9 protein-coding genes are annotated in these 12,091 nt (G+C 64.3%); 4 read left to right on the top strand and 5 right to left on the bottom strand.

What is annotated here, in order from left to right; all coding sequences use genetic code 11:
* Positions 1 to 141: 141 nt before the first annotated feature.
* Positions 142 to 975 carry a siderophore-interacting protein gene (locus EV687_RS02205; protein ID WP_122226251.1) on the top strand — a complete coding sequence of 278 codons (834 nt, stop codon included), beginning with the start codon at positions 142 to 144 and terminating at the stop codon, positions 973 to 975.
* Positions 976 to 1,022: 47 nt separating this feature from the next.
* Here the strand turns inward: EV687_RS02205 and EV687_RS02200 are convergent, their stop codons facing one another.
* Both EV687_RS02200 and purN read right to left on the bottom strand, forming a co-directional pair.
* Positions 1,023 to 2,408, bottom strand: a complete 1,386-nt coding sequence (locus EV687_RS02200; RefSeq protein WP_122226250.1) for an RsmB/NOP family class I SAM-dependent RNA methyltransferase — start codon at positions 2,406 to 2,408, stop codon at positions 1,023 to 1,025.
* Positions 2,405 to 3,025 (bottom strand): phosphoribosylglycinamide formyltransferase, encoded by a 621-nt coding sequence (gene purN, locus EV687_RS02195; RefSeq protein WP_122226249.1) that lies wholly within the window; start codon positions 3,023 to 3,025, stop codon positions 2,405 to 2,407. Before purN ends, EV687_RS02200 begins: the two co-directional genes overlap by 4 nt.
* Before the next feature lie 172 nt (positions 3,026 to 3,197).
* On the opposite strand from purN, the gene EV687_RS02190 reads away from it, so the two are divergent.
* The 3 genes from EV687_RS02190 to EV687_RS02180 all read left to right on the top strand — a co-directional run bounded on the left by EV687_RS02190 (position 3,198) and on the right by EV687_RS02180 (position 6,667).
* Entirely contained in the window at positions 3,198 to 4,379 is a 1,182-nt protein-coding gene (locus EV687_RS02190; protein ID WP_122226248.1) for an acyl-CoA dehydrogenase family protein, read from the top strand.
* 33 nt (positions 4,380 to 4,412) lie between these two features.
* Positions 4,413 to 5,531, top strand: coding sequence for an acyl-CoA dehydrogenase family protein (locus EV687_RS02185; RefSeq protein WP_122226247.1), 1,119 nt, complete (start codon positions 4,413 to 4,415; stop codon positions 5,529 to 5,531).
* 131 nt (positions 5,532 to 5,662) lie between these two features.
* Positions 5,663 to 6,667 (top strand): bifunctional riboflavin kinase/FAD synthetase, encoded by a 1,005-nt coding sequence (locus EV687_RS02180; RefSeq protein ID WP_122226246.1) that lies wholly within the window; start codon positions 5,663 to 5,665, stop codon positions 6,665 to 6,667.
* Between the two features lie 92 nt (positions 6,668 to 6,759).
* On the opposite strand, the gene carB is transcribed toward EV687_RS02180, so the two are convergent.
* The 3 genes from carB to carA all read right to left on the bottom strand — a co-directional run bounded on the left by carB (position 6,760) and on the right by carA (position 11,728).
* A complete protein-coding gene (carB, locus tag EV687_RS02175) occupies positions 6,760 to 10,017 on the bottom strand; it encodes a carbamoyl-phosphate synthase large subunit (protein WP_122226245.1) in 3,258 nt (1,085 codons plus the stop codon).
* A 37-nt stretch (positions 10,018 to 10,054) separates the two neighbouring features.
* Complete coding sequence (locus tag EV687_RS02170; protein ID WP_122226244.1) at positions 10,055 to 10,426, bottom strand: hypothetical protein; 372 nt, start codon at positions 10,424 to 10,426, stop codon at positions 10,055 to 10,057.
* Between the two features lie 138 nt (positions 10,427 to 10,564).
* Positions 10,565 to 11,728, bottom strand: coding sequence for a glutamine-hydrolyzing carbamoyl-phosphate synthase small subunit (gene carA, locus EV687_RS02165; protein WP_122226243.1), 1,164 nt, complete (start codon positions 11,726 to 11,728; stop codon positions 10,565 to 10,567).
* Between the last annotated feature and the right edge of the window lie 363 nt (positions 11,729 to 12,091).

Raw genomic sequence — 12,091 nt, 5'->3', positions numbered from 1 at the left:
ATCCCCCGCTTTTTGAAAGTCTCATTTACTAGATACGATGTATATTATGTTAAATAAAATATGTCGTTCACTGTGAACGACATGTCTTGCGCTGATGAAGTACTTCTCAGCAGTACATTCCTGCTGTCCGATAATTGCTGTATGCCTGAATCGAACTCCACTCCCAAAGCTCCTCACCCGGCAGAACAGCAACGTCTGCCACAGCGTGTTCGCCATGAACTGCGTTTCCGTCAATTGACCGTGCTGGCGCGTGAGCAGTTGTCGCCACATGTGGTGCGCATCATATGCAGCGGCGACGCACTGGGCGACTTCTCAAGTCCGGGCTTTGATGATCACTGCAAACTGGTGTTTCCCGATCCTGAGACAGGTCAGTTGATTCTGCCTGCCATCACGTCGGAAGGTGTAGTCTGGCCTGATGGTCCCCGTCCTGCGGCCAGGGACTACACCCCGCACCACCATGACCCCCGGCAGGGCCTGCTGGCATTCGACTTCGCCTTGCACGATGCGGGCCCGGCCACCACCTGGGCATTGCGCGCCAAGCCGGGTGATGCATTGGGAGTGGGCGGCCCACGAGGGTCTTTGCTGATTCCAACCTGTTTTGACTGGCATCTGCTGGCGGGAGATGAAACGGCCTTGCCTGCCATCGGGCGGCGTCTGCGGGAACTGCCGCCAGATGCGCGGGCTCAGGTTTTCATCCTGGTCGATAGCTCCGCCGATGAACAATCGCTGCCCTGCCCCTCCCATGCCCGTATCCACTGGATACATCGCCGCAGCGGGAATTCATCGCTGCTGAGTGCCATTGAACAGGCAGCGTTTCCAGATGGCGATTTCCATGCCTGGGTCGCATGTGAAGCCGCCGAAGCCAAGGCGATCCGTACCCATCTCATCGAGGCGCGAGGCGCCAATCCAAAATGGCTGCGTGCTGCGGCCTACTGGCGCCGAGGCAGTGCCGCGGCGCACGAGACATACGAGTAACCAGGCAGCCACCTCGCGGAGTTGGCCACGGCGCAACTTGAAGGATTTCAGGCCTGCTTGCGCCATGCACAGGCGTAGAACCCATCGGTATTGCTGCGGTGCGGCAGCAATTGCAAGGCGTTGTCTGCCACGGCGAATGCCTCCAGGCGATGTTTTTTCAGCAGCGGTTGCCAGTCCAGCGGTTCGAGATCGGGTTGCTCGGACGCAAACTGGGCGCGCACGACCGAGTTCTCGGCATCGAGCAGGCTGCAAGTGGCATAGATGAGCTGCCCGCCAGGCTTGAGCAGCCGGCAAGCCTGTTGCAGGATGGCCAACTGCGCAGCCTGCAGGCTGGCAACATCATTCGGCCCGGTGCGCCAGGCCAGATCGGGATGGCGACGCAGTGTGCCGAGGCCGGAGCACGGTGCGTCGACCAGCACACGGTCGACTTTGCCGGCCAGGCGCTGCAGGCGTTCGTCCCGTTCGCCTTGCAAGGCCATCGTATGCACATTGAGCAAGCCGCTGCGCTGCAGGCGCGGCTGCAACCCCGCAAGCCGATGCGCCGAGTTATCAAAGGCATAAAGTCTGCCGGTGTTGCGCATCATCGCGCCCAGAGCCAAAGTCTTGCCGCCCGCGCCGGCGCAGAAATCCACCACGGTCTCGTTGCGCCGGGCATCGCTCAGCAGCGCCAGCAATTGGGATCCTTCATCCTGTACTTCGATCAACCCGTCCTGAAACGGTGCACTGCGCTGCAGCGAAGGTTTGTCGTCGAAGCGCAGGCCCCACGGTGAATATGGTGTCGACTGACATGACAGACCTATCGCTGCCAGTTGCTGCTGCACGGCGCTGCGCTTGGCGCGCAGGATGTTGACGCGCACGTCCAACGGCGCCGGCTGGCGCAACGCGGCGATGAGCGTCCAGAATGTGTCCCGGCCCCATTGCCCCGCCAAGGTGTCTGCCAGCCAGTCCGGCAGATTGTGCTGGCAGGCTTCGGGCAGGCCATCGGACATTTGCGCGGTGCAGGCGTCCAACCAATCGGTATCGCCGCCATCGGTGCTCAGCGCGCGGGCGCGCTGGACGATCTGCAGTGCCGATGCGCCTGGCAAAGGTACGGGTGCCGCGCCGCCGGCCTGCAGGGCGAGACCCAGCAATGCGAGGCGCCGCATGCGGGCCTCGCGGGGCATCGGCTGTTCGCCCTGCGCGAGCCAATGCAGCGCCAATCGCCATGCGCGCAGCAGCGCGTAGACGGCGTCACCGAGCAGTTGCCGGTCGCGCCCGCCCAACTGGCGGTGCTCGCGCATGAACTGCGCAAGGGTCGCGTCAGCCGGTGCGTCGAAGCGCAGTACCGGCTCCAGCGCCTGGGCAAGCACGGCGATCAAGTAACGGGCTTCGCCGGTTCTTCGCACGGCTGCAGTGGCCGTCGCGGTACCGGATGTCGTGCGGCTGCCCGTCATGCTGCCTCATCCTTCGCTTCGGCCCATGCCGGCACCGTCAGAGCCGGCAGCACGCGGCTGATGGCACGGGGGTATAGCACATGTTCCTGGGTTTGCACCCGCGCCGCCAGGCTGGGTGCCGTGTCGTCATCGAAAATCGGCACCACAACCTGATCGACGATGGGGCCACCATCGAGCGCCTCGGTCACCCAGTGCACACTGGCACCCGCAAAGCGGCAGCCAGCCTCGATGGCACGCTGGTGGGTGTGCAGGCCGGGAAAGGCAGGCAACAGGGATGGGTGGATATTGAGCATGCGGCCGGCAAAGCGTGCCACGAACGGAGCCGTCAGCACGCGCATGAATCCGGCCAGCACCACCAGGGTCGGTTGGTGGGCGTCAACGGCATCGGCCAGTGCCGCATCGAAGGCCTCGCGCGAATCAAAGGTCCTGTGGTCCACCACCGCCGTGGCAATGCCATGCTGCCAGGCCCATTGCAAACCCGGAGCATCCGGGCGATTGCTGATCACGGCGCCAATGCGGGCGCCGAATTGGCTTGCCCAGTCCTGCCGCTGGGCGGCCTCGGCAATGGCTGCCATGTTCGAGCCGGCGCCGGAAATCAAGATGACGATGTTTTTCATGGAGGCGCTATTGTCGCATCGAACGTCTGCGACCCCGCCGCAGGCTGTGCGCCAGTCGCCGACTCGACATGCCCTCCTCCAGGCGGCATGGTACAAAGCCGCCACGCGTCGCACCGGGGCTGCCAGGCTGCCAGTGCCGCCGCTATCACATCATGACATGAGGAGACACACCATGGACTTGGCCTTTACGCCTGAGGAACAGGCGTTTCGTGAAGAAGTGCGCCAATGGGTACGCGCCCATCTGCCTGCGGAACTGGCGAACAAGGTGCGCAACAACCTGCGCCTGAGCCGCGACGACCTGCAGGGCTGGGCCAAGATTCTGGGCAAGAAAGGCTGGCTGGCCTATGGCTGGCCCAAGGAGTTCGGGGGCCCTGGCTGGAATGCCGTTCAGCGCCATCTGTTCGAGGAGGAGTGTGCGATGGCTGGCGCGCCGCGCATCATCCCGTTCGGCCCGGTGATGGTCGCGCCCGTCATCATGGCCTATGGTTCACCCGAGCAGCAAAAACGCTTTCTGCCAGGCATTGCCAGTGGCGAAGTCTGGTGGAGCCAGGGCTACAGCGAGCCCGGCGCGGGCTCGGACCTGGCCTCGCTCAAGACCCGTGCCGAACGGGTGGGCGACAAGTACATTGTCAACGGCCAGAAGACCTGGACCACCTTGGGCCAGTATGGCGACTGGATCTTCTGTCTGGTACGCACCAGCAGCGAGGGCAAGCCGCAGGCCGGCATCTCGTTCCTGCTGATCGACATGCAGTCGCCCGGCGTGACGGTGCGTCCGATCAAGTTGCTCGATGGCGAGTGCGAAGTCAACGAGGTCTTCTTCGACAACGTCGAAGTGCCGGCCGAGAACCTGATCGGCGAGGAGAACAAGGGCTGGACCTACGCCAAGCACCTGCTCAGCCATGAGCGTACCAACATCGCCGACGTCAACCGCTCCAAACGCGAGCTCGAACGCCTCAAGCGCATCGCCCGGCGCGAAGGCGTCTGGGAGGACAACCGCTTCCGCGACGAAATCGCCAAACTCGAGATCGATGTCGTCGCTCTCGAGATGCTGGTGCTGCGCGTGCTCTCGGCCATGACCTCGGGCCGCAATCCGCTGGAGATCGCCGGCCTGCTCAAGATCCGCGGCAGCGAAATCCAGCAGCGCTACAGCGAACTGATGATGCTCGCGGCCGGCCCCTTCAGCCTGCCCTTCATCGAAGAGGCCATGGAGTCAGGCTGGCAAGGCGATTTTCCGGGCGGCCAGGCCACCGATTCGGTGTTGGCGTCCAACTACTTCAACTACCGCAAGACCACCATCTACGGTGGCTCCAACGAAGTGCAGCGCAACATCGTGGCGCAAACCGTGCTGGGCTGACGCGCCCTGCCGAGACCACCCGGAGACAGCAACATGGATTTCAATTTCACCGAAGAACAGGAACAACTGCGCGACGCCGTGCGCAAATGGGTCGAGCGTGGCTACACCTTCGAGCGTCGGCGCGGCATCGTCGACGCTGGCGGTTTCGAGCGCAGTGTCTGGGCCGAGTTCGCCGAACTCGGCCTCACCGGCCTGACCATCGAGGAAGGCGATGGCGGCCTGGGCATGGGCCCGATCGAGGCCATGATCGTGCTCGAGGAGCTCGGTCGCGGTCTGGTGCTCGAGCCGCTCGAGCAGGCCTTCATCAGTGGCCGGCTGCTCGGCCACTATGGCGAAGGCAAGCTGCGCAGCGACTGGCTGGCCCGCATTGCCAGTGGCGATGCCGTCGTCGTGCTGGCCCAGCAGGAGCGCCAGGCGCGCTACCGGCTGGACCGCATCGAAACCCAGGCCCAGCCCAATGGCGACGATTACCTCCTGAGCGGTCACAAGAGCCTGGTGCCGGCAGGCGACCAGGCCGACGCCTGGGTCGTGCCGGCCCGCTTCGATGGCGGCGTCGCCCTTTTCCTGGTCGAAGCCGGCACCGATGGTGCGCTGGCCACCGGCTATCTCACGCAGGACGGCAGCCGTGCCGCCGAGCTGCAATTGCGCAACACGCCGGCACGCCTGATCACCGCGCATGGCGAGGCAGCGCTGCAGGAGGCCGTCCAGCTGGGCATCGCCGCCGCCTGCGCCTCGGGCGTGGGCACCATGGACCAGACCCTGGCGCTGACGGCCGACTACCTCAACCAGCGCAAGCAGTTCGGCGTGCCAATCGCCAGCTTCCAATCGCTGCGCCACCGCATTGCCGACATGAAGATGCAGCTGGAACTGGGGCGCTCGATGAGCTATTACGCCTGGCTCAAGCTGGGAGAGTCATCACCCAGCGAGCGGCAGTTGGCCCTCTCGCGCGCCAAATACCAGCTGGGCCAGAGCATGCGCTTCGTCGGCCAGCAATCGGTGCAGTTGCACGGCGGCATCGGTGTCACCGACGAATACATCGGCAGCCATTACTTCAAGCGCCTGACCCAGCTGGAGATTCTCTGGGGCGACAGCCTGCACCACCTCGCCGTCGTCAGCGACAACATGCAGGAGACGGCCGGCGTGTTCGCCTGAAAGCCTGTTCACGATCATTTCAAGGGCCACGCCAGGCACCCTGTCCACAAAGGCGGCATCGCAAGTGCCGCCTTTGTGCTTCCCGCATAATGCGGGCTTCGCCGTTGCCACCGCGCTTTTCCCCCTGATTCATGAAGACTTTTCTCGGCACCTGCCACACCACGCTGGCACCGGCCTGCGCACTGACCATTGGCAACTTCGACGGCGTGCACCGGGGCCACCAGGCCATGCTGGCGCTGCTGCGCAATGAAGCGACCAACCGGGGCCTGGCCAGCTGCGCGCTGACCTTCGAGCCACATCCACGCGACTATTTTGCCGCTGCGCTGCACAAGCGCGGGCTGGCTCCGGCGCGCATCGGCACCGTGCGCGACAAACTCTCCGACCTGGCCAGCCAGCAGATCGACCAGACCGTCATCCTGCCCTTCAATGCGCAATTGGCGGCGCTTTCTCCCGAGGAATTCGTGCGCCAGGTGCTGGTCGATGCGCTGCATGCGCGTTACGTGCTGGTGGGGGACGACTTCCGGTTCGGCAAGAACCGCGCCGGCGATTACGCGCTGCTCGATGCCCTGGGCCGGCACCATGGGTTCGACGTGGCCCGCATGAACAGTTATGAGGTGCATGGCCTGCGCGTCTCCAGCTCCGAGGTCCGCAAGGCCCTGCAGGAAGGTCGCATGCAGGATGCCGCCAAACTGCTGGGACGGCCTTATGCCATCAGCGGCCATGTGCTGCACGGGCGCAAGCTGGGTCGCCAGCTCGGCGCCAGCGCGCCGAATGCGGACGATGGCTTCCGCACCCTCAACCTGCACTTCAAGCACTGGAAGCCCGCGGCCAGCGGCATCTTCGTGGTGCGCGTGCATGGCCTTGCGCCAGCGCCGCTGCCGGGCGTGGCCAACATGGGCATCCGGCCGTCGCTGGACCCGCACGACGTCAATGGCGGCCGCGTGCTGCTGGAGACGCACTGCCTGGAGTGGCCTGCCGAGCTGGGTCGCGATGGCGCCTATGGCAAGGTCATTCGTGTCGAGCTGCTGCACAAGCTGCACGACGAACTCAAGTACCCTTCCCTGCAGGCGCTGACCGAGGGCATTGCCAGAGACTGTGAGGCTGCCCGGAACTGGCTGACGCAGCACGGCGGCTGAACATCCAATCCAGAGGAAAGAATGCAAAAAGGCGTGCTTTCCGGCACGCCTTTTTTTACCTCGGGGCGGGAAAAAACCGCTCCAATGACCGGTCAGCGTGCCAGGCTGGCGTGCATTTCCTGCACCGAGATCACGTCCAGATCGTGCAGCGATTTCATGCCCTCGACGGCGGCTTCGGCGCCGAAGATGGTCGTGAAGGTCGTCACGCGAGCCTGCAATGCCGAGGTGCGGATCGAACGCGAATCGGTGATGGCGTTGCGGCGCTCTTCCACTGTGTTGATGATCAGGTCGATCTCGCCGTTCTTGATCATGTCGACGATGTGCGGGCGGCCTTCGGCCACCTTGTTGACGAGCTGCACCGGGATGCCTGCCGCCTCGATGGCCGCGGCCGTGCCGCGCGTGGCCACCAGATTGAACCCCATGGCGGCCAGTTCGCGCGCCACCGCCACGGCGCGCGACTTGTCGCCGTCGCGCACGGTGAGGAAGGCCGTGCCTTTCTCGGGCAGGCGCGTGCCGGCACCGAGCTGGCTCTTGACGTAGGCTTCGCCAAAGGTCTTGCCCACGCCCATCACCTCGCCGGTGGACTTCATCTCGGGGCCGAGGATGGTGTCCACGCCGGGGAATTTGACGAACGGGAACACGGCCTCCTTGACGCTGAAGTATGGCGGCACCACCTCCTGGGTGACGCCCTGCTGGGCCAGCGTCTCGCCGGCCATGCAGCGTGCCGCCACCTTGGCCAGTTGGATGCCGGTGGCCTTGGAGACGAAGGGCACGGTGCGCGAGGCGCGGGGGTTGACTTCGAGCACGTAGATCACGTCCTTCCTGTCACTGCCTTCGCCCACTTCCTGGATGGCGAACTGCACGTTCATGAGGCCCACGACGTGGAGCGCATTGGCCATCGCCGCGGTCTGGCGCTTGAGCTCATCGACCGTGGCCTGAGACAGGTAGTACGGCGGCAGCGAGCAGGCCGAATCGCCCGAGTGCACGCCGGCCTGCTCGATGTGCTCCATCACGCCGCCGATCAGCACCTGGCCGCTGGCGTCGCGGATGCAGTCCACGTCGCACTCGATGGCGTTCGAGAGGAAGCGGTCGAGCAGCACCGGCGAATCGTTGCTGACCTGCACGGCTTCGCGCATGTAGCGCTCCAGGCCGGCCTGCTCATGCACGATCTCCATTGCACGGCCGCCCAGCACATAGGAGGGACGCACGACCAGCGGATAGCCCAGCGACTGCGCCTTCTCGATGGCTTCGGCCTCGGTGCGGGCGGTGGCGTTGGGCGGCTGGCGCAGACCCAGCTCCTGCAGCAGGTGCTGGAAACGTTCGCGGTCTTCCGCCGCGTCGATCATGTCGGGTGACGTGCCGATGATGGGCACGCCAGCGGCTTCGAGGCCGAGCGCGAGCTTCAGCGGCGTCTGGCCGCCATACTGGACGATCACGCCAGCGGGCTTTTCCAGCTCGGCGATCTCCAGCACGTCTTCCAGCGTCAGGGGCTCGAAATACAGGCGGTCGGAGGTGTCGTAGTCGGTCGAGACGGTCTCCGGGTTGCAGTTGACCATGATGGTCTCGTAGCCATCCTCGCGCATCGCCAGCGCGGCGTGCACGCAGCAGTAGTCGAACTCGATGCCCTGGCCGATGCGGTTGGGCCCGCCGCCGAGCACCATGATCTTCTTCTTGTCCGTCGGCTGCGCCTCGCACTCCTCGTCATAGGTCGAGTACATGTAGGCGGTATTGGTGGCGAACTCGGCCGCGCAAGTGTCCACGCGCTTGTAGACCGGGCGCACGCCCAGCGCGTGGCGCGCCTTGCGCACGGCGTGCTCGTCGGTGTGCAGCAGCTTGGCCAGGCGCCGATCCGAGAAGCCTTTTTGCTTGAGCACGCGGAAGGTGTCCTGGTCGATGGCCGCCAGCGCGCCCTCGCCCTTTTCCTCGTAGATCTTGTCGAGCTGAAGCTCGATCTGCACAATCTCCTCGATCTGGATCAGGAACCACTTGTCGATCTTGGTGATGTTGTGCACCTCGTCGAGCGACCAGCCGGCGGCAAACGCATCGCCCACGTACCAGATGCGCGACGGGCCGGGCTCGCCCAGCTCGCGCTCGAGGATTTCGCGGTCCTGGGTCTTCTCGTTCATGCCGTCCACACCCACTTCCAGGCCGCGCAGCGCCTTCTGAAAGCTCTCCTGGAAGGTGCGGCCCATGGCCATCACCTCGCCAACCGATTTCATCTGCGTGGTCAGGCGATCATCGGCCTGCGGAAACTTCTCGAACGCGAAGCGCGGCACCTTGGTAACCACATAGTCGATGGTCGGCTCGAAGCTGGCCGGCGTGGCGCCACCGGTGATGTCGTTCTTCAGCTCATCGAGCGTGAAGCCGACGGCCAGCTTGGCGGCGATTTTGGCGATCGGAAAGCCCGTGGCCTTCGATGCCAGCGCCGACGAGCGCGAGACGCGCGGATTCATCTCGATGACGATCATGCGGCCATCCTTCGGATTGACCGAGAACTGCACATTGGAGCCGCCGGTGTCCACACCGATCTCACGCAGCACCGCCAGGCTGGCGTCGCGCATGATCTGGTATTCCTTGTCGGTCAGCGTCTGCGCCGGCGCCACGGTGATCGAGTCGCCCGTATGCACGCCCATCGGGTCGAGGTTCTCGATCGAGCAGACGATGATGCAATTGTCCTTCTTGTCGCGCACCACCTCCATCTCGTATTCCTTCCAGCCGAGCAGCGACTCCTCGATCAGCAGCTCGTTGGTCGGCGAGGCTTCCAGGCCGCGCTTGCAGATGGTCTCGAACTCCTCGGCATTGTAGGCGATGCCGCCGCCGGTACCACCCAGCGTGAAGCTGGGGCGGATCACGGTCGGGAAGCCCACACTTTTTTGCACAGCCCAGGCTTCATCCATGCTGTGGGCGATGCCCGAGCGCGCGCTGCCCAGGCCGATGCGCGTCATCGCGTCCTTGAACTTCAGGCGGTCCTCGGCCTTGTCGATGGCCTCGGGCGTGGCGCCGATCAGCTCCACCTTGTACTTGTGCAGGACGCCGTTGCGCCACAGGTCCAACGCGCAGTTGAGCGCCGTCTGGCCGCCCATGGTTGGCAGGATGGCGTCAGGGCGCTCCTTGGCGATGATCTTCTCGACCGTCTGCCAGGTGATCGGCTCGATGTAGGTGACGTCGGCGGTGGCCGGGTCGGTCATGATCGTCGCCGGGTTGCTGTTGATCAGGATGACCTTGTAGCCCTCCTCTCGCAATGCCTTGCAGGCCTGCACGCCGGAGTAGTCGAACTCGCAGGCCTGGCCGATCACGATGGGGCCGGCGCCGATGATGAGGATGGATTGGATGTCGGTTCTTTTGGGCATAAGTCAGGGCGGGATATCTCGGGGCAGGACCGGTTGTTCAGGCCACGCAGTGGATGGTGCGCGAATGCACGTGCCGCAGAAGCTTCTCGATGCGCTCGGGCGGCACCTTCTTCTGCATCAGCTGCAGCATGCCATCGCCCTCGGCAATGGGACGCAGCACGTCCACCTCGGCGGGATAGAAATTCACGTCCCAGCCGGCCAGTTCCTGGTCGAACTCTTCATCGGTCCAGTTCTTGCCCTTGGCGACAAAAATCACCAGCGGCATGGCCTTCTTCTCGACAAAGGATTTCTTGTAGGGCTTTTGCGCCCAGCGCTCGGAAAACCAGTCGCGCGCCACCGGATCCAGGGCCAGCATGCGCTTGGCAATCGCCTTCTCCAGTGCTGCCGTTGGAAAGCTGAACAGTTTCATCGTCCGAATCTCCCGAAAGGGTCTGTTGACATGCACCGGCCGGCGCAAACTGTGCGCTAGGCCGGCACCGGATCGCGCGGGGTCACGGCTCATGGCCCTCGCCCCGCGGTGTGCCGGCAGTTTGGCCGGCACGGCCGATCAGCGGCGCATGGACTGAACGAAGCGGTCGAACAGGTAGGAAATGTCGTGCGGGCCGGGCGAGGCTTCCGGGTGTCCCTGGAAGCAGAACGCCGGCTTGCTCACGTGGGCGATGCCCTGCACCGTGCCATCGAACAGGCTGGTGTGGGTGACGCGCACGGTGTCGGGCAGCGAGGCGGCATCCACCGCGAAGCCGTGGTTCTGACTGGTGATGCTGACGCGGCCGCTGTCGAGGTCCTTGACCGGGTGGTTGGCGCCGTGGTGGCCGAACTTCATCTTGAAGGTCTTGGCACCCAGCGCCAGCGCCATGATCTGATGGCCCAGGCAGATGCCGAAGGTCGGAATGCCCGCCTCGATGGCCTGGCGCGCCGTCTCGACGGCGTAGCTGCAGGGCTCGGGATCCCCGGGGCCGTTGGAGAGGAACACGCCATCGGGTGCGAGCGCCTGCACCTGGTCGAATGGCGTCTCGGCCGGCACCACGGTGATGCGGCAGCCCTTCTCGGCCAGGATGCGCAGGATGTTGAACTTGACGCCGTAGTCATAGGCCACCACATGGAACTGCGGCTCGCCTTGCTCCCCATAGCCCTCGCCGAGCTGCCAGGTCGTCTGCGACCAGTTGTAGCGCTCCTGCGTGCTGACCACCTTGGCGAGGTCCTGCCCCGCCATGCTGGGCGCCTTGCGGGCACGGGCGATGGCATCGTCGATCACTGCGTCACTCGGTGCCGCACCGGCCTCGAGCGCGACGATGCAGCCGTTCTGCGCACCCTGCTCGCGCAGGTGGCGGGTGAGCTTGCGGGTGTCGAGATTGGCGATGGCGACGATGCCCTTGCGCTGCAGGTATGCCTGCAAGGTTTCGCTGCTGCGGAAGTTGCTCGCCAGCAGCGGCAGGTTCTTGATGACGAGTCCGGCGGCATACGGGCGACCGGCCTCGACATCCTCGTCGTTGATGCCATAGTTGCCGATGTGAGGATAGGTCAGGGTGACGATTTGCTGGCAGTAGCTGGGATCGGTCAGGATTTCCTGGTAACCGGTCATGGAGGTGTTGAAGACCACCTCGCCAACCGTGGCACCAGTGGCGCCGATGGCATTACCTGTAAAAACCGTGCCGTCTGCAAGCGCCAGGATGGCGACGGGGAGATTCCCCTGCTGAAGGGACAAGAGCACTCGATTACCTCGGGTTGAATTCAGTATCTTTCATCAAAATACAGGACAAGCAGCGGCACGCCCACTTGATTTTTCGGGGTCTGCGCGCGCAGCTTGGCGCGGTTGGCAGCCCCGTGTCTTTTGATACAGACAACAATCAGACAAATGGCGTGATTATACCTGCGCAGGCATGACGGCAAGCCGCCCCCGCCCCATTTGCGAGCCGAGTCGACGCTGGCCGGATGCGCATCATGCGGGTCTTCGAGAACGGCGCAAAACCTGCACCACCATGCAGAGTTCGCAAAACATGCTATACAGAACGGATGCGTTGCACCGCTCCCGTTTCAACGCTTCGAGCCAGGGTGCCGTGCAATGCCTGCACTG

This window comes from Corticibacter populi (genome assembly GCF_004217315.1).
GTDB classification, from domain to species: Bacteria; Pseudomonadota; Gammaproteobacteria; order Burkholderiales; family Burkholderiaceae_C; genus Lampropedia; species Lampropedia populi.
Note: the sequence above shows the minus strand (reverse complement) of the source record. Positions and strands in the feature narration are given on the sequence as shown.

What these genes read in the sequence shown, in the direction of transcription:
- carB (WP_122226245.1), bottom strand. Translation starts at nt 10,017, where the DNA reads ATGCCCAAAAGAACCGACATCCAATCCATCCTCATCATCGGCGCCGGC.
- EV687_RS02200 (WP_122226250.1), bottom strand. Translation starts at nt 2,408, where the DNA reads ATGACGGGCAGCCGCACGACATCCGGTACCGCGACGGCCACTGCAGCC.
- EV687_RS02170 (WP_122226244.1), bottom strand. Translation starts at nt 10,426, where the DNA reads ATGAAACTGTTCAGCTTTCCAACGGCAGCACTGGAGAAGGCGATTGCC.
- EV687_RS02185 (WP_122226247.1), top strand. Translation starts at nt 4,413, where the DNA reads ATGGATTTCAATTTCACCGAAGAACAGGAACAACTGCGCGACGCCGTG.
- EV687_RS02205 (WP_122226251.1), top strand. Translation starts at nt 142, where the DNA reads ATGCCTGAATCGAACTCCACTCCCAAAGCTCCTCACCCGGCAGAACAG.
- EV687_RS02180 (WP_122226246.1), top strand. Translation starts at nt 5,663, where the DNA reads ATGAAGACTTTTCTCGGCACCTGCCACACCACGCTGGCACCGGCCTGC.
- EV687_RS02190 (WP_122226248.1), top strand. Translation starts at nt 3,198, where the DNA reads ATGGACTTGGCCTTTACGCCTGAGGAACAGGCGTTTCGTGAAGAAGTG.
- purN (WP_122226249.1), bottom strand. Translation starts at nt 3,025, where the DNA reads ATGAAAAACATCGTCATCTTGATTTCCGGCGCCGGCTCGAACATGGCA.